Origin of the sequence: Pseudomonas fluorescens HK44 (genome assembly GCF_000217955.3) — a bacterium.
Classification (GTDB): domain Bacteria; phylum Pseudomonadota; class Gammaproteobacteria; order Pseudomonadales; family Pseudomonadaceae; genus Aquipseudomonas; species Aquipseudomonas fluorescens_AQ.
In genome coordinates this window covers 74,366-98,111 of sequence record NZ_AFOY02000008.1, presented here as the reverse complement: position 1 = coordinate 98,111, position 23,746 = coordinate 74,366, and the positions used below count along the sequence as shown (strand labels likewise).

The 23,746-nt window shown below is 60.1% G+C and carries 19 protein-coding genes; 4 read left to right on the top strand and 15 right to left on the bottom strand.

Annotated elements, in window-relative coordinates; genetic code table 11:
- Nucleotides 1–84 precede the first annotated feature (84 nt).
- Both HK44_RS07015 and HK44_RS07010 read left to right on the top strand, forming a co-directional pair.
- The gene (locus HK44_RS07015) at nt 85–468 is read left to right on the top strand and encodes a DUF6124 family protein (RefSeq protein ID WP_019691392.1); all 384 of its coding nucleotides are present in this window, start codon (nt 85–87) and stop codon (nt 466–468) included.
- 33 nt (nt 469–501) lie between these two features.
- Nucleotides 502–756, top strand: a complete 255-nt coding sequence (locus HK44_RS07010; RefSeq protein ID WP_019691391.1) for a hypothetical protein — start codon at nt 502–504, stop codon at nt 754–756.
- Between the two features lie 218 nt (nt 757–974).
- Here HK44_RS07010 and HK44_RS07005 read toward each other — a convergent pair whose 3' ends face one another.
- The 3 genes from HK44_RS07005 to HK44_RS06995 all read right to left on the bottom strand — a co-directional run bounded on the left by HK44_RS07005 (nt 975) and on the right by HK44_RS06995 (nt 2,563).
- Complete coding sequence (locus HK44_RS07005; protein ID WP_019691390.1) at nt 975–1,262, bottom strand: addiction module antidote protein; 288 nt, start codon at nt 1,260–1,262, stop codon at nt 975–977.
- A complete protein-coding gene (locus HK44_RS07000) occupies nt 1,259–1,564 on the bottom strand; it encodes a type II toxin-antitoxin system RelE/ParE family toxin (RefSeq protein ID WP_019691389.1) in 306 nt (101 codons plus the stop codon). The genes HK44_RS07005 and HK44_RS07000 overlap by 4 nt, the downstream gene beginning before the upstream one ends.
- 102 nt (nt 1,565–1,666) lie before the next feature.
- Nucleotides 1,667–2,563 carry a LysR family transcriptional regulator gene (locus tag HK44_RS06995; protein WP_019691388.1) on the bottom strand — a complete coding sequence of 299 codons (897 nt, stop codon included), beginning with the start codon at nt 2,561–2,563 and terminating at the stop codon, nt 1,667–1,669.
- Nucleotides 2,564–2,715: 152 nt separating this feature from the next.
- Here HK44_RS06995 and HK44_RS06990 point away from each other — a divergent pair, with 152 nt between their 5' ends.
- Complete coding sequence (locus tag HK44_RS06990) at nt 2,716–3,957, top strand: MFS transporter (RefSeq protein WP_431357317.1); 1,242 nt, start codon at nt 2,716–2,718, stop codon at nt 3,955–3,957.
- 69 nt (nt 3,958–4,026) lie between these two features.
- On the opposite strand, the gene hemE is transcribed toward HK44_RS06990, so the two are convergent.
- From hemE to HK44_RS06935, 11 genes are all read right to left on the bottom strand, one after another.
- Nucleotides 4,027–5,094, bottom strand: a complete 1,068-nt coding sequence (gene hemE, locus HK44_RS06985; protein WP_019691386.1) for a uroporphyrinogen decarboxylase — start codon at nt 5,092–5,094, stop codon at nt 4,027–4,029.
- Between the two features lie 273 nt (nt 5,095–5,367).
- A complete protein-coding gene (locus HK44_RS06980) occupies nt 5,368–6,786 on the bottom strand; it encodes an FAD-dependent oxidoreductase (RefSeq protein ID WP_019691385.1) in 1,419 nt (472 codons plus the stop codon).
- Between the two features lie 33 nt (nt 6,787–6,819).
- Nucleotides 6,820–11,265, bottom strand: coding sequence for a glutamate synthase large subunit (gltB, locus tag HK44_RS06975; RefSeq protein WP_019691384.1), 4,446 nt, complete (start codon nt 11,263–11,265; stop codon nt 6,820–6,822).
- Between the two features lie 349 nt (nt 11,266–11,614).
- The gene (locus tag HK44_RS06970) at nt 11,615–13,234 is read right to left on the bottom strand and encodes an AAA family ATPase (protein WP_019691383.1); all 1,620 of its coding nucleotides are present in this window, start codon (nt 13,232–13,234) and stop codon (nt 11,615–11,617) included.
- Nucleotides 13,235–13,244: 10 nt separating this feature from the next.
- Nucleotides 13,245–14,345: a 3-dehydroquinate synthase gene (gene aroB / locus HK44_RS06965; protein WP_019691382.1), complete on the bottom strand. Its 1,101-nt coding sequence runs from the start codon at nt 14,343–14,345 to the stop codon at nt 13,245–13,247.
- A 147-nt stretch (nt 14,346–14,492) separates the two neighbouring features.
- Nucleotides 14,493–15,011 carry a shikimate kinase AroK gene (gene aroK, locus HK44_RS06960; RefSeq protein ID WP_019691381.1) on the bottom strand — a complete coding sequence of 173 codons (519 nt, stop codon included), beginning with the start codon at nt 15,009–15,011 and terminating at the stop codon, nt 14,493–14,495.
- Nucleotides 15,012–15,015: 4 nt separating this feature from the next.
- Complete coding sequence (gene pilQ, locus HK44_RS06955; RefSeq protein WP_019691380.1) at nt 15,016–17,094, bottom strand: type IV pilus secretin PilQ; 2,079 nt, start codon at nt 17,092–17,094, stop codon at nt 15,016–15,018.
- A gap of 13 nt (nt 17,095–17,107) precedes the next feature.
- Nucleotides 17,108–17,635 (bottom strand): pilus assembly protein PilP, encoded by a 528-nt coding sequence (locus HK44_RS06950; protein ID WP_019691379.1) that lies wholly within the window; start codon nt 17,633–17,635, stop codon nt 17,108–17,110.
- Nucleotides 17,632–18,255 carry a type 4a pilus biogenesis protein PilO gene (gene pilO, locus HK44_RS06945; protein ID WP_019691378.1) on the bottom strand — a complete coding sequence of 208 codons (624 nt, stop codon included), beginning with the start codon at nt 18,253–18,255 and terminating at the stop codon, nt 17,632–17,634. Before pilO ends, HK44_RS06950 begins: the two co-directional genes overlap by 4 nt.
- Nucleotides 18,252–18,818: a PilN domain-containing protein gene (locus HK44_RS06940; RefSeq protein WP_019691377.1), complete on the bottom strand. Its 567-nt coding sequence runs from the start codon at nt 18,816–18,818 to the stop codon at nt 18,252–18,254. The genes pilO and HK44_RS06940 overlap by 4 nt, the downstream gene beginning before the upstream one ends.
- Complete coding sequence (locus HK44_RS06935) at nt 18,818–19,882, bottom strand: pilus assembly protein PilM (RefSeq protein WP_019691376.1); 1,065 nt, start codon at nt 19,880–19,882, stop codon at nt 18,818–18,820. Before HK44_RS06935 ends, HK44_RS06940 begins: the two co-directional genes overlap by 1 nt.
- A 216-nt stretch (nt 19,883–20,098) precedes the next feature.
- Here HK44_RS06935 and HK44_RS06930 point away from each other — a divergent pair, with 216 nt between their 5' ends.
- Nucleotides 20,099–22,537 carry a penicillin-binding protein 1A gene (locus HK44_RS06930; protein WP_431357315.1) on the top strand — a complete coding sequence of 813 codons (2,439 nt, stop codon included), beginning with the start codon at nt 20,099–20,101 and terminating at the stop codon, nt 22,535–22,537.
- 71 nt (nt 22,538–22,608) lie between these two features.
- Here HK44_RS06930 and HK44_RS06925 read toward each other — a convergent pair whose 3' ends face one another.
- Complete coding sequence (locus HK44_RS06925) at nt 22,609–22,998, bottom strand: DUF6124 family protein (protein ID WP_019691374.1); 390 nt, start codon at nt 22,996–22,998, stop codon at nt 22,609–22,611.
- Nucleotides 22,999–23,746 lie beyond the last annotated feature (748 nt).

Below are 23,746 nucleotides of genomic sequence, written 5' to 3'. Positions count from 1 at the left end.
GCCTCCAACCCGCGTACAGTGGCAAACCAAGTTCCATTCAACCACTTGGAACTTGCACTTTTAATCTTTGCAAGGAGCTCCGTCATGAAAAAGACCACTGCCAACTCCCCGCAATCGCCCGACCGTTCACCCGACGACACCGTCGATTTATCCAAACTCACCGAAGTCGCCGAACGCTCCGTCAGCGCCCGCCTGCGCCATCCAGGCCGCCCCGACCCTATCAGCCATGTCTTCACGATCATCCCGAATGTCGACACCGAATCCCTGCTCTGTCACGCCTGTGAAACCCTGGCCTCGCTCAACGTCATGACCACCGACTTCGCCGCCGAACTTGAAGGCTCGCGCCGCAATATGGCGTTGGCGATTCAACAGTTGGCCTTGCTGGCCGAGTTGCTGGTCAACCGGGCGCTGGACAACCTGGACACGCCCGAGGGGTTACCTGAAGTTCCATCCAACAGCGCCCACTGAGTGGTCGCGCCCTTTTACCGAGTGGAGGTTTTCATGGATCGATATATGCCTATCACCGGCATCGACTGCACCATCCCATCATTGCTGATCGACACCGAAGCACCGCTGGACGTGTTGCACGACACCGCGGCCTACCGCATCCGCACCGCAACCCAGTTGCTGGAGTGCTTCGCGTTCAGCGAGGGCATTCATAGTGAGCTGGCGCGGGTGCTGGTGACGTCATTGCGCGATGGCTGCGATTTGCTGGATGTCGTCGGGCGACGATTACAGGCGCAGATTTCGGCGTAAAAAAAACAGGCGATCCCAATGAGATCGCCTGTTTTTTATACGACAAAGGGCGCCTTTCGGCGCCCTTTCACAAACAGGTCGGCTTGTCATCGCCCTGTACCTGCCTGGCTCTGCGATGGCTGGTTGCCCAGGATCCTCAGAGTCTCACAAGCCCCTTTCGGGAACGTGGGCAGTATTGCCCAAGGTTGAGCAAACAACCATAGCTCTATTTCGATGTATCAGGTGCTGGCATGCAACTTCAGCCCAAGCGCCTTGACGACTTTAAGGATCGTACCGAACTCGGGATTTCCTTCGCCGGACAGCGCTCGGTAAAGGCTCTCACGTGAAAGCCCGGCATCACGCGCAACCTGGGTCATGCCTCGGGCACGTGCAATGGTGCCAAGCGCCTTGGCGATAAAGGCTGGGTCATCTCCGGCCTCCTCCATGCAAGCATCCAGGTAATTGGCCATGTCCTCTTCGGTCTTGAGGTACTCGGCAGAGTCCCAGCGAGAAAATTGTTCGGTCATGGATTTTGCTCCTGCCAGGATCTTGCAATGAGCCTGGCTTGTTTGATGTCACGAGCCTGACTGCTTTTGTCACCTCCACAAAGGAGAATGACCAGTTGCCGGCCTTGCTGCATGAAGTACACCCGATAACCGGGACCGTAATCGATACGCGCCTCACTCAATCCGTCACCAATCGCCTTCACATCCCCCAGATTACCGTCAGCCATCCGATCGATTCGCACCTGAATACGCATCCGGGCACGACTATCGGCCAACTTCGTCAACCAACCTGAGAATGTTGAGCTTCGAATGATTTCAGTCATGCAACGAAGTGTAGCCCTCAAGCTACACACGCTCAATCTGAATTTACTGCCCATACCGACAACGAGCCTGCGACAAGGGTCTAGACGCTAGTTACAGGCCCGCTACGTCACCTCAACCTTACGCGTCAACAACTCGACAAACGCCTTGGCCATCGGTGATTTCTGGTCCTTGCGCTGTACCAGCCACACGGCCGACATCGCCAGCGGATCGAGCAAGGGCCGATAGACCACGCCGTCGATGCGCATTCGCTGATACGACGCCGGCAACACCGACACCCCGAGCCCTGCCGCCACCAGGCCGATGATGGTCATGGCCTCGCCGGCTTCCTGGGTGAAGTGCGGGCTGAACCCGGCGTCGCGTGCCAGGCTCAGCAGTTGTGCGTATAGACCACTGCCGTAGCTGCGTGGGAAGAATACGAAAGGCTCGTGGGCCAATGCCGACAGGAACAGCCCGTCCTCGCTGCCGACCACCAGCGGGTCCTTGGAGCTGAGCACGGCCACCAAGGGTTCACGCGTCAACTCGACCACCTCCAGCGAATCCGGCAACGGCAATGGCCGCATGATCCCGACCTGAATCGACTCGTCCACCAGCGCCTCGGCGACCTGGGTGCTGCTCATTTCCCGCAGGTTCAGATGCACGGCCGGGAAGCGCTGGCGAAACGAGAAGATCGCCTGCGGGATCGTCGAGTTGAACGGCGCCGATGAGGTGAAGCCGATCTTCAGTTCCCCCAGCTCGCCGAGTTGGGCTCGACGGGCGACGTCGGCGGCCTTGTCGACCTGGGCCAGTACCAGCCGAGCCTCCTCGAGGAACAATCGACCGGCTTCACTGAGTTCGACCCGACGATTGGTGCGCTCGAATAACCGTGCCCCGACTTCCTGTTCCAGCACCTGAATCTGCTGGCTCAACGGTGGCTGGGAGATGCCCAGCACCTGAGCGGCGCGACCGAAATGCAGTTCTTCGGCAACGGCGATGAAGTAGCGCAGATGGCGTAATTCCATGAAAACTCCATTAGGTCGTTAAACCTATCAAACAGGTCGAACAATATATTGGATAGAAATATTAGCCAGCTATATGATTTTTCCATTGCCTGCCTGGCCGTGCTCTCCCGAGGTCCCCCGTGAAAACTGCCGTCGCCCCGCTCGCCCATGAATTGCCACCTACCGCGCTGGACGATGTGGTCGCCCAACGCAATGACGTGTACATCGAAAAAGGCACGCCGATGTTCATGCGCACGGTGCTGGCGCTGTTCTCCGGCGGCTTTGCGACCTTCGCCCTGCTCTACTGCGTGCAGCCGATGATGCCGCTGTTCTCCCGTGAGTTTTCGATCAACGCGGCGCAGAGCAGCCTGATCCTGTCGGTGGCCACCGGGATGCTCGCCATCGGTTTGCTGATCACCGGCCCGATCTCCGACCGTATCGGCCGGAAACCGGTGATGGTTGCGGCGCTGTTCGCGGCAGCGTTGTGCACCATGGCCAGTGCGATGATGCCGAGCTGGCAGGGCGTGCTGGTGATGCGTGCGCTGGTCGGGCTGTCCCTCAGCGGGCTGGCGGCGGTGGCCATGACGTACCTCAGCGAAGAGATCCATCCACAGCACATCGGCCTGGCGATGGGGCTGTACATTGGTGGCAACGCGATTGGCGGGATGTGCGGTCGACTGATCGTCGGCGTATTGATCGACTTCGTTAACTGGCACACCGCGATGCTGATCATCGGTGGACTGGCGCTGATTGCCGCGACAGTGTTCTGGAAAGTCCTCCCCGAGTCGCGCAACTTCTGCTCCCGCTCGATGCATCCGCGCAGCTTGCTCGACGGCTTCACCATGCACTTTCGCGATGCCGGCCTGCCGTGGTTGTTCCTCGAAGCATTCGTGCTGATGGGCGCGTTCGTCACGCTGTTCAACTACATCGGCTATCGCCTGCTGGCCGAGCCGTATCACATGGATCAGGCCTTCGTTGGCTTGCTCTCGGTGGTCTACCTGTCGGGCATCTACAGTTCAGCGAAAATCGGCGCATTGGCCGACAAGCTTGGCCGGCGCAAAGTCCTGTGGGCAACCATCGTGCTGATGCTCGCAGGCCTTGCACTGACCCTGTTCACGCCATTGCCGCTGGTGATCATCGGCATGTTGATCTTCACCTTCGGCTTCTTCGCCGCGCACTCGGTGGCCAGCAGCTGGATCGGCCGCCGCGCGACCAAGGCCAAGGGCCAGGCCTCGTCGCTGTACCTGTTCAGCTACTACGCCGGTTCAAGTATCGCCGGTACGGCGGGCGGACTATTCTGGCACTTGGGCGGCTGGAACGGCATCGGCCTGTTCATCGGCGGGTTGCTGGTGATTGCGCTGCTGGTGGCATTGAAACTGGCGAAGTTGCCACCGCTGGAAAATGTGAAAGCTTAGAAGCAAAAGATCTTCCTGATACAAAAGCGCCCGGCATAAGCCGGGCGTTTTTTTGTTTAAGCGCGAACGTTATTCGTGGTATTGCGCCGACAGCTCATGCACCGCACGTAGGAAGGCCCCGGCGTGTTCCGGGTCGACTTCCGGAGTGATGCCGTGGCCGAGGTTGAACACGTGGCCGCTACCTTTGCCGTAGCTGGCGAGGATCCGGCCGACTTCAGCCCGAATGGCCTCAGGCTTGGCGTAGAGCACGGTCGGGTCCATGTTGCCTTGCAGCGCAACTTTGTTGCCGACGCGCTGGCGGGCTTCACCGATGTCGCAGGTCCAGTCCAGACCCAGGGCATCTGCACCGGCGTCAGCGATGCTTTCCAGCCACAGGCCGCCGTTTTTGGTGAACAGGATAACCGGCACTTTGCGGCCTTCGTGTTCGCGGATCAGGCCGCTGACGATTTTGCGCATGTAGGCCAGGGAGAACTCCTGGTACGCCGCTGCCGAGAGGTTACCGCCCCAGGTGTCGAAGATCTGCACCGCTTGCGCGCCGGCCATGATCTGGCCGTTGAGGTAGGAGGTGACCGACTGCGCGAGTTTATCCAGCAGCAGGTGCATGGCTTGCGGGTTGTCGTAGAGCATGGCCTTGGTCTTGCGGAAGTCTTTCGACGAGCCGCCTTCGACCATGTAGGTGGCCAGGGTCCATGGGCTGCCGGAGAAGCCGATCAGCGGCACACGGCCGTTCAGCTCGCGGCGGATGGTGCTGACCGCGTCCATGACGTAGCCAAGGTCTTTGTGCGGGTCAGGAATTGGCAGGGCTTCGACGTCGGCCAGGGTGCTGACGACTTTCTTGAAGCGCGGACCTTCGCCGGTTTCGAAGTACAGGCCCTGGCCCATGGCATCGGGGATGGTCAGGATGTCCGAGAAGAGGATCGCCGCATCCAGCTGTGGATAACGGTCGAGCGGCTGCATCGTGACTTCGCAAGCGAACGCAGGATTCATGCACAGGCTCATGAAATCACCGGCCTTGGCACGGCTGGCGCGGTATTCAGGCAGGTAGCGACCGGCCTGACGCATCATCCACACGGGTGTGACGTCTACGGGTTGCTTGAGCAGGGCGCGAAGGAAACGGTCGTTCTTCAGGGCAGTCATGTCGGCATCCGGAAAAAAAGTGCGGGCATTTTCTCAGAGCGCGACGCAAAAGGCACGGCAAGCGCCGCACCTTTTGTCTATCGGGTCAATTTGTCGCGCTGGAACACACTCTGCGCAACACCCTGAAACCAATGTGGGAGCGAGCCTGCTCGCGATGAGGGCCTCACATTCAACATCTCTGTCGACTGATCTGCCGCCATCGCGAGCAGGCTCGCTCCCACATTCGATCCCATTTCAAATCAAGGGCCTATGTGCCCTCGATTCAAATCGCGGTTAGACGCCCAGGTAATCCAGGATCCCTTCAGCCGCATTACGGCCTTCGAAGATCGCCGTCACCACCAGGTCAGAACCACGCACCATGTCACCACCAGCGAAGATTTTCGGGTTGCTGGTCTGGTGCTTGTACAGGCCTTGTTCTGGGGCCACAACGCGGCCCTGGCTGTCGGTCTGGATGCTGAACTGCTCGAACCACGACGCCGGGCTTGGACGGAAACCGAAGGCGATGACCACGGCGTCGGCCGGGATGATCTCTTCGGAGCCCGGGATCGGCTCGGGGCTGCGGCGGCCACGAGCGTCCGGCTCGCCGAGACGGGTCTCGACCACCTTCACACCTTCGACCTTGTCCTCACCGACGATGGCAATTGGCTGACGGTTGTAGAGGAATTTCACGCCTTCTTCCTTGGCGTTCTTCACCTCTTTGCGCGAGCCCGGCATGTTCGCTTCGTCACGACGATAGGCACAGGTCACCGACTTGGCGCCCTGGCGGATCGACGTACGGTTGCAGTCCATCGCCGTATCGCCACCGCCCAGTACCACGACCTTCTTGCCCTTCATGTCGACGAAATCTTCCGGCGACTTTTCAAAGCCCAGGTTGCGGTTGACGTTGGCGATCAGGAAGTCCAGCGCGTCGTAGACGCCCGGCAGGTCCTCACCGGCAAAGCCGCCCTTCATGTAGGTGTAGGTGCCCATGCCCATGAACACGGCATCGTATTCTTCGAGCAGTTGCTCGATGCTCACGTCCTTGCCGATTTCGGTGTTCAGGCGGAACTCGATGCCCATGCCGGTGAAGACTTCGCGGCGATTGCTCAGCACGGTCTTTTCCAGCTTGAACTCGGGGATGCCGAAGGTCAGCAGACCGCCGATTTCCGGGTTCTTGTCGAACACCACCGGAGTCACGCCGCCGCGCACCAGCACGTCGGCACAACCCAGGCCAGCAGGGCCTGCACCGATCACCGCGACACGCTTGCCGGTCGGCTTGACCTTGGACATGTCCGGGCGCCAGCCCATGGCGAATGCGGTGTCGGTGATGTACTTCTCGACCGAACCGATCGTCACCGCGCCGAAACCGTCGTTAAGGGTGCACGCACCTTCGCACAGACGGTCTTGCGGGCACACGCGGCCGCAGACTTCCGGCAGGGTGTTGGTCTGGTGCGACAGTTCGGCGGCGGCAAGGATGTTGCCCTCGGCCACCAGCTTCAGCCAGTTGGGAATGAAGTTGTGCACCGGGCACTTCCATTCGCAATACGGGTTACCGCAACCCAGGCAGCGGTGGGCCTGGTCGGCCGACTGCTGGGGTTTGAAGGGTTCGTAGATCTCCACGAACTCTTTCTTGCGTTGACGCAACAGTTTCTTCTTCGGATCCTTGCGCCCGACCTCGATGAACTGGAAGTCATTATTCAGACGTTCAGCCATTGTTAAAACCTCATCAAACTCTTCAGGCGCATATCACTGCGGGTTGGCACGGGTGCTGGAAAGCAACGACTTCAAGCTGGCAGCCTTTGGCTTGACCAACCAGAACCGACGCAAGTAGTCATCGAGGTTTTCAGCGAGGTTACGACCCCACTCGCTGTCGGTTTCCTCGACGTATTCGTTCAGCACGCGTTGCAGGTGGCTGCGATAGGCTTCCATCGCCTCACCGCTGATCCGCTGGATTTCCACCAGTTCGTGGTTGACCCGGTCAACGAAGCTGTTGTCCTGATCGAGCACGTAGGCGAAACCACCGGTCATGCCTGAGCCGAAGTTGTAACCGGTCTTGCCCAGTACGCAAACAAAGCCACCGGTCATGTACTCGCAGCAGTGATCGCCAGTGCCTTCCACCACGGTGTGAGCACCGGAGTTACGCACCGCGAAACGTTCGCCCGCGGTACCGGCGGCGAACAGCTTGCCGCCGGTGGCGCCGTACAGGCAGGTGTTGCCGATAATGGCGCTGTCCTGAGTCTTGTAGACGCTGCCTTTTGGCGGAACGATGACCAGTTTGCCGCCGGTCATGCCTTTGCCGACATAGTCGTTGGCATCGCCTTCGAGGTACATGTTCAGGCCGCCGGCGTTCCATACACCAAAGCTCTGACCGGCCGTCCCTTTGAAGCGGAAGGTGATCGGCGCGTTGGCCATACCCTGGTTGCCATGTTTACGCGCAATTTCACCGGAGATCCGCGCGCCGATCGAACGGTCGCAGTTGCAGATATCCAGAGCGAAGTCGGCGCCGCTCAGGTCGTTGATCGCCGAAGTGGCCATCTCGACCATCTTCTCGGCCAGCAGGCCTTTATCGAACGGCGGGTTGCGGTCTACCTGACAGAACTGTGGCTTGTCTGCCGGGATGTGATCGCTGCCCAGCAGCGGAGTCAGGTCCAGGTGTTGCTGCTTGGCGGTCTGGCCTTCGAGAACTTCCAGCAAATCGGTACGACCGATCAGCTCTTCGAGGGAACGCACGCCCAACTTGGCCAGCCACTCACGGGTTTCTTCAGCGACGTAGGTGAAGAAATTCACCACCATGTCGACCGTACCGATGTAGTGGTCTTTACGCAGTTTTTCGTTCTGGGTCGCCACGCCGGTGGCGCAGTTGTTCAGGTGGCAAATGCGCAGGTATTTGCAGCCCAGGGCGATCATTGGCGCGGTGCCGAAGCCGAAGCTTTCAGCGCCGAGGATGGCTGCCTTGATCACATCGAGGCCGGTTTTCAGGCCGCCGTCGGTCTGCACCCGAACCTTGCCGCGCAAGTCGTTGCCGCGCAGGGTCTGGTGGGTTTCAGCCAGGCCGAGTTCCCACGGTGCGCCCGCGTACTTGATCGAGGTCAGCGGCGATGCGCCGGTGCCGCCGTCGTAACCGGAAATGGTGATCAGGTCGGCATAAGCCTTGGCCACGCCAGCGGCGATGGTGCCAACGCCCGCTTCTGCTACCAGCTTCACCGAGACCAGGGCCTTCGGGTTGACTTGTTTCAGGTCGAAAATCAGCTGCGACAAGTCTTCGATCGAATAGATGTCGTGGTGCGGCGGTGGCGAAATCAGCGTCACGCCCGGCACTGCGTAGCGCAGCTTGGCGATCAGACCGTTGACCTTGCCGCCTGGCAGTTGACCGCCTTCGCCGGGCTTGGCGCCCTGTGCGACCTTGATCTGCAGCACTTCGGCGTTGACCAGGTATTCCGGGGTCACACCAAAACGGCCGGTGGCCACCTGCTTGATTTTCGAGCTCTTGATGGTGCCGTAACGCGCCGGGTCTTCGCCGCCTTCGCCAGAGTTGGAACGCGCACCGAGGCGGTTCATGGCTTCGGCCAGGGCTTCGTGAGCTTCCGGCGACAGTGCGCCGAGAGAGATACCGGCGGAGTCGAAGCGCTTGAGCACCGATTCCAGTGGTTCGATCTCGCTGATATCCAGCGGCGTCTCAAGGGTTTTGACCTTGAACAGATCGCGGATCATCGACACCGGACGGTTGTCCACCAGCGCCGTGTATTCCTTGAACTTGCTGTAGTCGCCCTGCTGCACAGCGGCTTGCAGGGTGTTGACCACGTCCGGGTTGTACGCGTGATATTCGCCACCGTGGACGAACTTCAGCAAACCGCCCTGCTGGATTGGCTTGCGCGGGCTCCAGGCTTCGGCAGCCAAGGCCTTCTGCTCGGCTTCGATGTCGATGAAACGCGCGCCCTTGATGCGGCTCGGCACGCCACGGAAGCTCAGGTCGCAGACTTCCTCGGACAGACCGATCGCTTCGAACAGTTGTGCTCCGCGATAGGAGGTGATGGTCGAGATGCCCATCTTCGAGAGGATCTTGAGCAGGCCCTTGGTGATGCCTTTGCGGTAGTTCTTGAACACCTCGTAGAGGTCGCCCAGCACTTCACCGGTGCGGATCAGGTCGCCCAGCACTTCGTAAGCCAGGAACGGATAAACCGCAGAGGCGCCGAAACCGATCAGCACCGCGAAGTGATGCGGATCGCGTGCGGTGGCAGTCTCGACCAGGATGTTGCTGTCGCAACGCAGGCCTTTTTCGGTCAGGCGGTGGTGCACCGCGCCAGTGGCCAGAGAAGCGTGGACCGGCAGTTTGCCTGGGGCAATGTGACGGTCGCTCAGCACGATCTGGGTACGCCCGGAACGCACGGCTTCTTCGGCCTGGTCAGCGATGTTGCGCACTGCGGCTTCAAGGCCCAGCGCCTCGTCGTAGTTGAGGTCGATGATCTGGCGTTCGAAGCCTGGACGATCGAGGTTCATCAGCGAGCGCCACTTGGCCGGGGAAACGACCGGCGAGCTGAGGATCACGCGCGAAGCGTGTTCCGGCGACTCCTGGAAGATGTTGCGCTCGGCACCGAGGCAGACTTCCAGCGACATGACGATGGCTTCACGCAGCGGGTCGATCGGCGGGTTGGTGACCTGCGCGAACTGCTGGCGGAAGTAGTCGTACGGCGTGCGCACACGCTGGGACAGCACCGCCATCGGCGTGTCGTCGCTCATGGAGCCGACGGCTTCGTAGCCTTGTTCGCCAAGCGGACGCAGCACCTGATCGCGCTCTTCGAACGTGACCTGATACATCTTCATGTATTGCTTGAGCTGGTCGACGTCGTAGAACGCCGAACCGTGGTCGTTGTCTTCCATGGTCGCCTGGATGCGCAGGGCATTTTTGCGCAGCCATTGCTTGTATGGATGACGGGACTTCAAGCGGTTGTCGATGGCATCGGTGTCGAGGATCTGACCGGTTTCGGTGTCCACGGCGAAAATCTGGCCAGGCCCGACACGGCCCTTGGCGATCACGTCTTCAGGCTGGTAGTTCCAGACACCGATTTCCGAGGCCAGGGTGATGAAGCCGTTGTTGGTGGTGACCCAACGCGCCGGACGCAGACCGTTACGGTCGAGCAGGCACACCGCGTAACGACCGTCGGTCATTACCACGCCGGCCGGGCCGTCCCACGGTTCCATGTGCATCGAGTTGTATTCGTAGAACGCGCGCAGGTCGGCGTCCATGGTCTCGACGTTCTGCCACGCTGGCGGAATGATCATCCGCACGCCACGGAACAGGTCGATGCCGCCGGTGACCATCAGCTCCAGCATGTTGTCCATGCTCGAGGAGTCGGAACCCACGCGGTTGACCAACGGGCCGAGCTCGTCCAGGTCCATCAGATCGTTGGTGAACTTGGTGCGACGGGCCTGGGCCCAGTTACGGTTACCGGTGATGGTGTTGATTTCACCGTTGTGCGCCAGGAAGCGGAACGGTTGAGCCAACGGCCATTTCGGCAGGGTGTTGGTGGAGAAGCGCTGGTGGAACACGCAGATTGCGGTTTGCAGGCGCTGGTCGCTGAGGTCTGGATAGAAGGCGGTCAGGTCCGCCGGCATCATCAGACCCTTGTAAATGATGGTCTTGTGGGAAAAGCTGCAGATGTAGTGGTCGACGTCGGCGGCGTTGGCCACGGACGAGCGACGACGGGATGTGAACAGCTTGACGGCCATGTCCTGATCGCTCAGGCCCGCACCGCCGATGAACACTTGTTCGATCTGCGGCAGGCGCTCGAGCGCCAGACGGCCGAGAACGCTGGTGTCGATCGGCACTTTGCGCCAACCCACCAGTTGCAGGCCGGCCGCCAGGATCTCGCGATTCATGTTCTCGCGAGCCGCTTCGGCTTTTACCGGATCCTGGTTGAAGAACACCATGCCCACGGCATATTGCTTGGGCAGTTCGATACCGAACGCTTCCTGGGCGATCGCTCGCAGGAACACGTCGGGCTTTTGCATCAGCAGACCGCAACCGTCGCCGGTTTTGCCGTCAGCGTTGATCCCACCGCGGTGGGTCATGCAGGTCAGGGCCTCAATGGCCGTTTGCAACAGGGTATGACTGGGTTCGCCCTGCATATGGGCTATCAGGCCGAAACCGCAGTTATCCTTGAACTCATCTGGTTGGTACAGACCTGCTTTCATAGACACTTTCTCACCAGGCTGCCTCTTATCGAGACAAATTTCTTTTCAATTCAGCCAGTTACCTTCCACGCCGAACGTACGCCAGCTTTGCGGGGGCAAAAGGGAGGTCATTGTACACACCGACACAGAGGCTCACAAATTTGACGACGAAATGTCGCAAATCCATGTCGCATTTGTGAAAGGTTTAAAGCGATATGCTGTGCTAGTCAAAACTTTTTTAATGTTGACCGCAACGACTCAAAGACTACTGTGACGCAGACGCCACAAGGCACGCGGCTTTGACAGCCACATGCGCTTGCAGAAATTTTGAGGTGCCGGGAGAGGCGGCCTGGGTAAGGCCGCCGAATCTTCAGCGAGCTGTTGCCAGTTCCTGTTGGACGCTGGCGACAGAGCGAGGCCAAGGTTTACCAGCCTGAACCTTCGCTGGCAAGGCCTTGATGGCGGTAACGGCTGCATCGCGGTTGGCGAAGCTACCGTAAGTGATGACGTAAAGCGGCTTGCCGTTGAGAACTTTCTTGAAATAGCGGTACTCGCCGCCCTGTTCCTTGACGAAGTTTTGCGCCGTGGTTTCAGAGCTGGTGCCGAGGATTTGCACCACATAGTTGCCCGGCGCCTGACCTGCGTACCAGGTACCACCCGTCGCGGCCTTGGCGACGGTCGCCGGTTTCTCGACTGGTTTCTCGACCGGTTTCTCGACAGGCTTGGCGACTGGGGTCAGCTTGGCCACTGGAGCCGGTTTGGCCGCAGGTGCCGGGGCAGGCTTGGCGGTTGCGACCTGAGTCGGCGCAGGTGCTGGCGTTGGTTTGGCCGCAGGCGCCGGTGCAGGTGCTGGCGTCGGACCGGCCGGAATACCGGCTGGCGGCGCAGTGGTGGTTACGGTAGGCGGTTTGGCGCTGGAGCCTTCGACTGGCACACCGTCGTCGCCTTCAGTGATACCGCCCGCAGCTTCCGCCAATGGGCCGCGCATAACCGGCTGCGATTGTCCGACCAGCGGCAACGGCATCGGCTGGGTATTACCGGCGAACTCGACCGCCGGAGCACCGCCGTTCGGTTTCGGTGTGCCCAGTGGCAATTGCGCCTGCTCATTGGCGGGCGCGCCGGTGGTTGGCGCCTTGCTGCGACCCGGCATCAACCAGGCTGCGGCCACCGCGACCACGACTACGGCGGATATCGCCAATACGTGTTTCTTCGGCATGTTGAACCCCATACTTGGACGCTTGACCGCTGAGCGGCTAGCAATCATGGCTTCGATCATCGCATCGCGGGCGACCTGATTGATGTTGCCAGGCCATCCATCGGAGCTTTCGTGAATCTCAGAGATCTGATTTGCAGAGAAAAGTTCGATTCCCTGACCGGCGCCTTCAAGTCGCTGAGCCAGGTATTCGCGGGTTTCTTCTTCGGCGTAAGGTTGCAATTCGATGACGTGGAAGCGCTCTTCCTCGGTGCTCAGTTGCTCAAGTTCGGCAATCAGCGACGACTCACCGAACAGGAATACGTGCGGACGACCTTCCGGTGCACCCGCCGCCAACGCCAGCAGCGCTTCAAGGGCAGACTCGTCGAGTTGCTCGGCGTCATCGACCAGCAAGTAGACTTCCTGACCGGTCAACGCAAGCTGTACTACCTGCTTGAGAATCGCACCGACTTCGGCCTGGGCAACGTTCAGCGCCTGAGCCACCTGACGCAACACACCCGCCGCATCGCCGGCACCTCGGGCGGAAACCACCACGCTCTGCACCGACTGCTTGTTGGTGCTGGCTACCAGCGCCTGACGCAACAAGGTCTTGCCACTGCCTTGCGGGCCGGTAACCACCAGCAACAACTGGCTGTAACGAGCCAGGTGATGCAGTTGCCCCAGCACGGGCTTGCGCTGGGCAGGGAAGAACTTGAAGCCAGGCACCCGTGGAGCGAAAGGGTCGTGACTCAACTGGTAATGGCCGAGGAACGCCTCGTCGGCATGCAAACTAGTCATCGGGATCTTATTAACCTTTAAGCTGAGCCAAGGCGCGGTAATCCGCTCCCAGCGTGGCCTGTAAAACCTCTTTCGGATAATCGTCGGTCACTACGGCTTCGCCCATGCGGCGCAACAACACCAGTCGCAAACGACCGTCGATTACTTTCTTGTCAATTGCCATGTGTTCGAGAAAATCGGCGGGTGTCATCACTGAAGGCGGGATGACCGGCAACCCGGCCCGCTGGAACAGGCGAATGCCGCGATCACGCTCCTGGTCACTGATCCAGCCCAGACGCGAAGACATTTCCAGGGCCATTACAGTGCCAGTGGCCACCGCTTCACCATGCAACCAGACACCATAGCCCATGTGGGTTTCGATGGCGTGGCCGAAGGTGTGGCCCAGGTTGAGCGTGGCGCGCACACCAGACTCACGCTCGTCGGCACCGACCACGGCAGCCTTGGCCGCGCAGGAGCGTTCGATAGCGTAGGTCAGGGCCGTTTGATCCAGTGCCCGCAAGCGATCGACGTTGTCTTCGAGCCAGGTCAGGAACGGCTCGTCGCAGATCAACCCGTACTTGATGACTTCCGCCAGCCCCGCAGACAGCTCGCGAGCCGGCAAGGTATTGAGTGTGGCGGTATCGATCAACACGACGTTCGGCTGATAGAAGGCGCCAATCATGTTTTTGCCCAGCGGGTGGTTGATGCCGGTCTTGCCGCCCACCGAAGAGTCGACTTGCGACAGCAAGGTGGTCGGAACCTGGATGAAATCGACACCACGCTGGTAACAGGCGGCGGCAAAACCGGCCATGTCGCCAATCACCCCGCCGCCCAAAGCAATCACGGTGGTGCGGCGGTCATGGCGAGCGGTGAGCAGGCCGTCGAAGATGGTTTGCAGGGTTTCCCAGTTCTTGAAGGCTTCGCCGTCGGGCAAAACCACGGAAATAACCGAAAACTGTGCAAGGCTGCGGGTCAGACGCTCTAGATACAGCGGCGCAACGGTCTCGTTGGAGATGATCGCGACTTGCCGCCCGGCGATATGCGGCGCCAGCAGTTCGGGCTGATCCAGCAACCCTTCGCCAATATGGATCGGGTAGCTACGCTCGCCTAAATCGACCTTAAGTGTCTGCATGTGTCCCCACAGTGAAGTTGGAATCAGGCGTCCTGCCTTACATTATCGACTGGCAACATCTGCGTGTGTGACGCTGCCCGTTCGTCATGCGCCACACCTTCGGGCAGTCATGACCGGAGCCGAGGATAGCGCATTTCGCCCTGCGCATTAACGGGGAGGTAGCTGCTGCAAGCGTTCCAGGATGTCCAGGACCACCATCCGCGGCGGCCGCTCATCGGTTTCCACCACCAGGTCGGCGATTTCCCGATACAGCGGATCGCGCAGCGCCAGCAGATCCCGGAGGGTTTTTGCCGGATCGGCGGTGCGCAACAGCGGACGATTGCGATCACGCGCGGTGCGCCCGACCTGTTGCTCGACGGACGCGTGCAGATACACCACACGCCCGCCAGCATGCAGCGCCCGACGATTGGCTTCGCGCATCACCGCGCCACCGCCCGTCGCCAGCACCACGCCATCGAGCGCGCACAGCTCGGCGATCATCGCCTGCTCGCGCTCGCGAAAGCCGGGTTCGCCTTCTTTGTCGAAGATCCACGGGATATTGGCGCCCGTGCGCAATTCAATTTCCTTATCGGAATCCTTGAACGACAGGCGCAGCTCTTTGGCCAACAAGCGACCGATGGTGCTTTTTCCAGCACCCATCGGCCCAACAAGAATCAAATTTCGCACAGAATCAATGACTCACAGCAATCGCCTGGTTATTCATGATACGCGGAGTGAGAAATACCAGCAGCTCGGATTTTTTCTCCGACACCACGTCACGCCGGAAAAGGCGGCCAAGATACGGCACATCACCGAGAAATGGCACCTTATCTACAACCTTGCTCTGAGTATTTGAGAAAACCCCGCCAATGACGATGGTTTCGCCATCGTTGACCAGTACCTTGGCATTGACCTCGTTCTTCTTGATTGGCGGCACATCCTGCACTTTGTTCAGGTAGTCCGGCTCATCCTTGGTGACCTTGACCTCCATGATGATGCGGTTGTCCGGGGTGATCTGCGGCGTTACCTCCAGAGACAGCGAAGCCTCCTTGAACGCCACCGATGTCGCGCCGCTGGAGCTGGCTTCCTGATAGGGGATTTCCGTGCCTTTGAGGATCTTTGCGGTTTCCTTGTCGGAGGTGACCACTTTGGGTTGAGAGACGATTTCCCCGTTACCGGTTTTCTCCATGGCCGTCAGCTCAAGGTCCAGCAACACGTTATCGGTGATGAAGGCGATGCCGATCCCCGACGTATTCCCCGCCGCGCCCATGTCGACGAACGGTGAGTTGGTGCTGGTGCTGCCCGGCGTACCAATGGTCGATGAAGCATTGGCCCCGTTGCTGACCCCGGAGGCATTCCAGTTACCCTTATTGCGGACCGAGCCGCCCCATCGCACGCCGAGGCTTTTGTCGTAGTCGACGTTGGCTTCGACGATCCGCGCTTCGATCATCACCTGACGCACCGGAATATCCAGCTGAGCGACGATTCGCCGTAGCTCATCCAGACGATCCTGGGTCTGGTAGGCAATGATATTGTTGGTTCGCTCGTCGACCGTGATCGAACCACGCTCGTCGACTTTCGCCTCGGCGCTGGTCACCGACTGGAACAGCTTGGCGATATCCGTCGCCTTGGCGTAGTTGACCTGCAACAGCTCACGGCGCAGTGGCGCCAGCTCGGCGATCTGTTTGCGCGACTCCAGCTCCTGGCGCTCACGGGCGGCAATCTCGTCTGCCGGCGCGACCAGCAAGACGTTGCCGATCTTGCGCTTGTCCAACCCTTTGGTCTTGAGCACCAGGTCCAGCGCCTGATCCCACGGTACGTTTTGCAGGCGCAAGGTGATGCCGCCCTGCACCGTGTCGCTGGCCACCAGATTGAGATTGGTGAAATCGGCAATCAGTTGCAGCACCGAGCGCACATCGATGTCCTGAAAATTCAACGACAGCTTTTCGCCGCTGTAGGCAAAGCGCTCTGCGTTGCGTTTCTGCAGATCGTCGACGGTCATCGGGCGGACACTGACGGTCAGTTTGTTGTCGGTCTGATAGGTCGAATAGTCATATGTGCCGCCGGGTTCGATGCTGATGCTCGCTTTATCGGAAGACGCGCTGGCGTTGACGAACTGCACCGGGGTGGCGAAATCCTTGACGTCCAGACGAACCCGCAATCGTTCAGGTAACTGGGTTTTGGCGAAGGTGAGGATGATCTTGCCGTCACGCTCCTGGATGTCCGGGCTGATACCGGGGTCTGACAAATCAATGACGACGTTGCCCTCACCCTGCTCACCGCGCTGAAAATCCACGCCGCGAATGGCCTTGCTCACGGGAGCATAAGTCCTGGCTGCAACCGGCACGGCGCTCGCCACTCGCGGTGCCGCGGGCCGGGGTTTCTGAGCGGCGGCCTGCCCAACCACCACGAACAGCGTGTTGCCCTCGACTCGCGTGCTGTAAGGCGTCAACTGCGTCAGGTTGATGATCAAACGGGTGCGGTCCTTGGCCTCGACCACCGTCGCACTGCGAGCGTTGCCACCTCCCAAATCCCGCGTCTTGCTCGCCAGTTGGCTGCTCACACCCGGTAGATCGAGGGCGATGCGCGCCGGCTGATCGGTGGTATAGCCATGAGGCGCGGGCGGCGGCCCGTCGAAAGCCAGTTTCAACTCGATGCGATCACCCGGCAGCGCAGCGACATCCAGCGCTTTGAGATTGGCTGCCTGCACCATCGGAGAAAGCAGCGCCATCCATAGCGAAAAACCGAGGGTTGAGAAGATCCTGTTCATGATACGAGTTCCACTATGAATGCTCTTTCAAAGGAATAGTCCGCGGTCGCTCCAGCCAGGCACCTTCACCATCGGGAACGATTTCGACCACATCGACTTGCGAGTCACTGATGGCCACGATCCGGCCATCGTTGCGCCCCAGGTAGTCACCGATCTTCAGCCGATGTACCCCACCAGCACCGCGCAACAGCGCAAAGGCGCCGGACGCATTGGAAATAGTGCCGACCATTTCAAACTGCTCGATGTTGAAACCTTCAAGGTATTGCTTGACCCGGCTCGGATCGGGCCTGACGTTGCGTGCCCCCTGTTTTCGACCTGCCAGGTCGACCCTGACCTGCGGTGAAAACGGACTGCGCAACGACGCAGCGCTGTAAGTGAATGTTTCGTAGGACCTGAACGTCGGCACCGGCTCGATCTTGCCAGGCGGGTGCAGGCGTACCTCGTTCATGTAGGCGTCCAGTTCGCTGAAGTCGTTACCGTTGCCACAACCGGCAAGCCCCCCCAGCAGCACAGCCAGTGAAAACCATCGGGCCGCATTCATTTCTGCAACCCCTTGTCGTTGTAGCGGTAAGTCTTGGCCAGGATGTTCATGCGCAGTTTCGCGCCGCTGCCCGGAACGACCGGCTCGACGTTGAAATCGTGCAGGGTGACGATCCGCGGGAGGTTGGCGACGCCACTGACGAAGGTCGCCAGGTCATGGTAGGCGCCGGTAACAGTGATCTGGATCGGTAGCTCGATGTAGAACTGCTGGGTGACTTCCGGCAGCAGCTTGATCTCTTCAAACTCCAGCCCGCTGCCCAATCCGGTGCGAGTGATGTCTTCCAGCAGACCGGGCACCTCGGTATCGCCGGGTAACTGCCGCAAGAGCACGCTGAAGGAGGTTTCCATTGCTTTCATCTGCTCGATGTAGCGCTCCAGATTGGCCGCCATGTGCGCCTTGCTCGCGAACTGCTCCTTGAGGGTGGCTTCCCCGGCGCGAGCCTGCTCAAGCTGATCTTCAAGATCCTTGAGGTAAAAGCTGTAACCCAGCGCCAGCACCAGCACGATCAGCAGCCCACCCGCCAAGCCTTTGATCGCCGTGGGCCAGGAGCCTATGTTGTTCAGGTCCAGGTCGTTGATATCGACCTTGCGCAACCCCTCGAACCATTGGGACGGACTCATTTCGCGTCCTCCGCTGCGGCCGGTTGAGACTGACGAACGGTCAGCTGAAACACGTTGGCCTGATCCAGCGCGCCGGCCGTGGTCGCTTTGACCTCGGTCAGGTTCGGCGACTCGAACCGGTCGGAGGCATCGAGGTTGCGCAACAACTCCGAGACGCGATTGTTCGACTCTGCCGCCCCGCTGATGGACAGCGTTTTATCGACCCGTTTCACGTCGGTGAAATACACCCCGTCCGGCAGCCTGCGCGCCAGTTGATCGAAAATCCGTGCGCTGACCGACCGATTGCCTTGCAAGTCCTGGATGATCCGCATCCGCTCCACGAGTTGCCGACGACGGGTTTTCAGATCGCTGATCTGCTTGATCCGATCATCCAGCACGGCGATCTGTTTGCCGACGTAATCGTTGCGGGCTACCTGTCGATCAATCGCACTGCTGATGGCGTGATCACCCAGCAAAATCACCCCGACCGCCGCCGCCAGCGCGCCCGCCAACCCCAACAGGAAGCGCTTGCGACGCTCCTCGCGCAGCTCTTCGCGCCAAGGGAGAAGATTGATCCGCGCCATCAGTCGAAACTCCTCAGCGCCAGGCCGCAGGCAATCATCAGCGCCGGCGCATCACTGGCCAGGGCACTGGCGTTGACCTTGCTGCTCAATGTCATATCCGCAAACGGATTGGCCACCTGCGTCGGCGTGCCCAGGCGCTGCTCGATCAGCCGATCCAGCCCGGTGACCGAAGCCGTACCACCGGCCAGCAGGATGTTGTCGACTGCGTTGTACTGGCCCGAGGCGAAAAAGAACTGCAACGATCGCGAGACCTGCTGCACCAGCGCCTCGCGAAACGGTTGCAGGACCTCGCTGACGTAGTCGTCAGGCAAGCCACCCTGTTTTTTTGCAAGCCCGGCCTGTTCGACGGTCATGCCATAGCGACGCTGGATTTCCTCCGTCAACTGGCGGCCGCCGAATAACTGCTCGCGGGTGTAGATGATTCGGCCGTTGGACAACACGCTCAAGGTGGTCATGGTGGCGCCGATGTCAACCACGGCCACCGTCGAACGCTCGGTCACACCGGCCAGCTGTGCCGTCAGCAAACCGAATGAACGCTCCAGCGCGTACGCCTCGACATCGACGACCCGCGCGGTCAGGCCGGCAAGGGCCAGCGCGGCTTCGCGAACTTCGACGTTTTCCTTGCGACAGGCCGCCAGCAATACGTCGACCCGCTCGGGATTACGCCGGGAGACGCCCTGCACTTCAAAATCGATGGCGACTTCTTCGAGGGGATAGGGAATGTATTGGTCAGCTTCAATCTTCAGCTGATTTTCCATCTCATCAGGGGAAAGCCCGGCGTCCATTTCGATGATCTTGGTGATGACCGCCGATCCGGCAACCGCCACCGCGACACTCTTGACGCTGGTTTTGGCCTTGAGCAACACCCGGGACAATGCCTGCCCGACACCTTCGAGTTCGGCGATATTTTTCTCGACCACGGCGTTGGTCGGCAGCGGCTCTACCGCGTAGGCTTCGACCCGGTATCGAGCACCTGCACGGCTTAGCTCGAGCAGCTTCACCGAAGTGGAGCTGATATCGATCCCCAAAAGCGTGCGGCTTTTTTTATTGAAGAGTCCCAGCACTTGCAATTCCCTATGACTATCCGTGAGTTACGGACTCTTTATGATTCATTGCGTTCAATAGCTGCGTCTTGACAGAGGCGCCAAATGCGCTTTTGGCGGAAAAATGCTTATAATGGCCAGCGTTTTTTCCGCTTTCTCAAGCGCGGGTCGACCCTTGCTTACCTTGAATGCCCTGACGCCTAATTCATTCTTTACCCTGGATGTCCAAAAGCCTTGATTCGTCTGCTGAAATTTTTCGGGTGGTCCATCGTCGCCGTTTTCTGCGGACTGCTCCTCGGTCTGAGTGGCGCCTTTCTTTACCTTAGTCCGGGATTGCCGTCCGTGGAGGCGCTGAGAAGCATTCAGTTGCAGATTCCTTTGCGGGTCTACAGCAGCGACGGCAAATTGATCGCCGAGTTTGGCGAAATGCGCCGCACACCGATCCGCTTCGCCGACATCCCGCCCAATTTCATCAATGCGTTACTCAGCGCTGAAGACGACAACTTCGCCAACCACTATGGCGTCGACCCCAGCAGCCTGATGCGTGCCGCGTCCCAACTGGTCAAAAGCGGACACATTCAATCCGGCGGCAGCACCATCACCATGCAGGTGGCGAAGAACTTCTTCCTCACCAGCGAGCGCAGCTTTTCGCGCAAGACCACGGAAATCCTCCTGGCCCTGCAAATCGAGCGTCAGCTGACCAAGGACGAGATCCTTGAGCTCTACGTGAACAAGATCTATCTGGGCAACCGCGCCTACGGCATCGAGGCGGCGGCACAGGTGTATTACGGCAAGTCGATTCGCGATGTCAGCCTGGCGCAGATGGCGATGATCGCCGGCCTGCCGAAGGCTCCTTCGCGCTTCAATCCGCTGGCCAACCCGGCGCGCAGCAAAGAACGTCGCGACTGGATCCTGGGGCGCATGTACAAGCTCGGGAAAATCGACGAAGCGGCGTATCAGGCCGCGATCAACGAGCCGCTGAACGCCAGCTATCACGTGCCGACGCCGGAAGTGAACGCGCCGTACATCGCCGAAATGGCCCGTGCCGAAATGGTCGGTCGTTATGGCAGCGATGCCTACACCGAAGGTTTCCGCGTCACCACCACCGTGCCGAGCAACCTCCAGGAAATGGCCAACACCGCCGTTCATGAAGGCTTGATCACCTACGACCAGCGCCATGGCTATCGTGGCCCCGAGTCCCGTTTGCCGGGCAAGACGCCCGCTGCCTGGGCCACGGAACTGACCAAGCAGCGCACCATCAGCGGCCTGGAACCGGCCATCGTCACCCTGATCGAGAAAAACGGCGTGCAGGTCCTGACCCGCAACGGCGAAGAACATGTCAGCTGGGACAGCATGAAATGGGCGCGCCCGTTCCTGAATACCAACAGCATGGGCCCGGCACCGAAGCAGCCATCGGACGTCGCCCAGGTCGGTGACCTGATTCGCGTACAGCGCCAACCGGACAATGCCCTGAAGTTCAGCCAGATTCCGGCCGCCCAAAGCGCACTGGTTTCGCTGGACCCGCAAAACGGCGCCATCCGCGCCTTGGTTGGCGGCTTCGCGTTCGAGCAGAGCAACTACAACCGCGCCATGCAGGCCAAGCGCCAACCGGGTTCGAGCTTCAAGCCATTCGTCTACAGCGCTGCGCTGGATAACGGCTACACCGCGGCAACCCTGGTCAACGACGCACCGATCGTGTTCGTCGACGAGTACCTGGACAAGGTCTGGCGTCCGAAGAACGACACCAACACCTTCCTCGGCCCGATCCGCATGCGTGAAGCGCTCTACAAGTCGCGCAACCTGGTGTCGATCCGTCTGCTCCAGGCGCTGGGCGTCGATCGCACCATCGACTACATCAGCAAGTTCGGCTTCAACAAGCAGGACCTGCCGCGCAACCTGTCGCTGGCCCTGGGCACCGCAACGCTGACGCCAATGGAAATCGCCACTGGCTGGAGCACCTTTGCCAACGGCGGCTACAAGATCACCCCGTACATCATCGACAAGATCGAAAGCCGCAACGGTGACACGCTGTTCGTCGCCAACCCGCCAAGCGTGCCGAAGGGCGATATCGCCAGCAACGGGATCGCAGCGCCGGTGAGCAACACCTTTACGGTCAACCCGACACCAGGCGAAGCCCCGGTGGCGCAAACCACCGTACAAGCTCCGGCCGTCGCAGAACGGATCATCGACGGGCGCACCACCTTCATCCTCAACAGCATGCTCGAAGACGTGATCAAGCTCGGTACCGGGCGTCGTGCCCTGTCCATGGGCCGCAGCGACATCGCGGGCAAGACCGGGACCACCAACGAATCCAAGGACGCCTGGTTCTCGGGCTACAACGCCGATTACGTAACCACGGTCTGGACCGGTTTCGACCAACCGGAAAGCCTTGGCAAGCGCGAGTTCGGCGGCACCGTGGCACTGCCGATCTGGATGAACTACATGAGCGCTGCGCTCAAAGGCAAACCACCGCATACCCAGGCCGAGCCGGAAGGCATCCTCAGCCTGCGGGTTGACCCGATCAGCGGTCGCGCGGCCACTCCAAGCACGCCAGGCGCCTATTTCGAGCTGTTCAAGTCCGAAGACACGCCGCCATCGGTCAACGAACTGGGCAACGGCAATGCACCGGGCAGCCCGCTGCCAGCAGACGAAGCGGCGCCGATCGATCTGTTCTGATCGCGCAGCCCCAACAAAAGCCCCGCTCTTCGTTTGAAGGCGGGGCTTTTTAGCATCTGGACTTCGCGCTTCTACTCTTTGACGTAAAACTGGTCCGACTCCGACGGGTTGTAGTCATCCAGCGCCTTGTCCACCAACAACAGAGCGCCATCGACCATCCGGCAAATCGCCAACGCCACACTGCGTCGCGAGCCTTCGATCTCGAATGCCAGGTCGGCGGCCATGACCTTGACTGAGGCTAGATCCTCCGAGGCATTGGCCAACAGGCTTTCGAGGCCCACGTCGGGGGCAACGCTGAACAGCCGGTCTGAGCGCAGATCGCTGAAGCGCAATTTGGCGAGGGTGGGTTTCAGGTAATGATCGAGCGCACGGTGGGCGGCGTCGTGGAGTTTTTTTGAATCGAGGGATTCGTAGGGGGAGACGTCGTCGTGTTCGGGGGGATTGGGGGTTTCTTTGATCATGATGGAGCTCCTAACAATAAATGGAGCTACCAGCATCACTTGCAGATGATGGGTGGCAGCTGTATGCAGGTCTGCAAGACCGAGTTGTTAGGCCCTCGGCAGACCCGAAGGTCTCCCGCACACAGCCACCATAAATCAATGGACACTGAAAAAGCGTCACGATTATAGGTGCGCATGTAAGCGCCTAACAAACTATCAGCGGGCTTGCAGTCCCGGTCGCTGAATTGGCAGCGACGATTAAAGGCTAGAGGCCGTGCTTCCTAGGGGCAACCCTAAAGACTTGTCGGAGATTTCTGCGTTGCCCGTGATGCTGTCGCCAAGTTCAACTCGACTCCTACAGGCATTACACAAGTCCCAATCACCTGATCGTTCCCACGCTCTGCGTCAGCTCATGAAGCGGAACGCGGAGCGTCCCTGGCGGCATTCCCACGCAGAGCGTGGGAACGATCTAAAGCCGTACATGCCCCAACCACTCAGGCCGGCCGGTAGGCCGCCGTGCTGTTGCTTTTGATTTTGATCTACCCGCCCCTTCGGGAGGCCGAGTGGAGGTGTTCATCAGGGGGTTGGCGCGCAGCGCCGTTCGGCGAAGCCGAATACATCGAGAGGAGGTCGAAGCGAAGCCGACCGGAGGCGATGCCCCCTGATGGACACCGGAGCGAGGGAACGCCGAGCCTAAGCGAGGTGCCGTACGCTCGGGGCGAGACTTTTTGGTTCCTTTTGTGGCGTTTGACAAAAGGGACTCGCTGTA

Excerpts from the sequence above, each read along its gene's own strand:
- HK44_RS06980 (WP_019691385.1), bottom strand. The coding sequence starts at position 6,786 with ATGGCTGAACGTCTGAATAATGACTTCCAGTTCATCGAGGTCGGGCGC.
- HK44_RS06950 (WP_019691379.1), bottom strand. The coding sequence starts at position 17,635 with ATGAATGCGGCCCGATGGTTTTCACTGGCTGTGCTGCTGGGGGGGCTT.
- HK44_RS07005 (WP_019691390.1), bottom strand. The coding sequence starts at position 1,262 with ATGACCGAACAATTTTCTCGCTGGGACTCTGCCGAGTACCTCAAGACC.
- pilO (WP_019691378.1), bottom strand. The coding sequence starts at position 18,255 with ATGAGTCCGTCCCAATGGTTCGAGGGGTTGCGCAAGGTCGATATCAAC.
- gltB (WP_019691384.1), bottom strand. The coding sequence starts at position 11,265 with ATGAAAGCAGGTCTGTACCAACCAGATGAGTTCAAGGATAACTGCGGT.
- hemE (WP_019691386.1), bottom strand. The coding sequence starts at position 5,094 with ATGACTGCCCTGAAGAACGACCGTTTCCTTCGCGCCCTGCTCAAGCAA.
- HK44_RS07010 (WP_019691391.1), top strand. The coding sequence starts at position 502 with ATGGATCGATATATGCCTATCACCGGCATCGACTGCACCATCCCATCA.
- HK44_RS06940 (WP_019691377.1), bottom strand. The coding sequence starts at position 18,818 with ATGGCGCGGATCAATCTTCTCCCTTGGCGCGAAGAGCTGCGCGAGGAG.
- HK44_RS06925 (WP_019691374.1), bottom strand. The coding sequence starts at position 22,998 with ATGATCAAAGAAACCCCCAATCCCCCCGAACACGACGACGTCTCCCCC.
- pilQ (WP_019691380.1), bottom strand. The coding sequence starts at position 17,094 with ATGAACAGGATCTTCTCAACCCTCGGTTTTTCGCTATGGATGGCGCTG.
- HK44_RS07015 (WP_019691392.1), top strand. The coding sequence starts at position 85 with ATGAAAAAGACCACTGCCAACTCCCCGCAATCGCCCGACCGTTCACCC.
- HK44_RS06970 (WP_019691383.1), bottom strand. The coding sequence starts at position 13,234 with ATGACTAGTTTGCATGCCGACGAGGCGTTCCTCGGCCATTACCAGTTG.
- HK44_RS06995 (WP_019691388.1), bottom strand. The coding sequence starts at position 2,563 with ATGGAATTACGCCATCTGCGCTACTTCATCGCCGTTGCCGAAGAACTG.
- aroB (WP_019691382.1), bottom strand. The coding sequence starts at position 14,345 with ATGCAGACACTTAAGGTCGATTTAGGCGAGCGTAGCTACCCGATCCAT.
- HK44_RS07000 (WP_019691389.1), bottom strand. The coding sequence starts at position 1,564 with ATGACTGAAATCATTCGAAGCTCAACATTCTCAGGTTGGTTGACGAAG.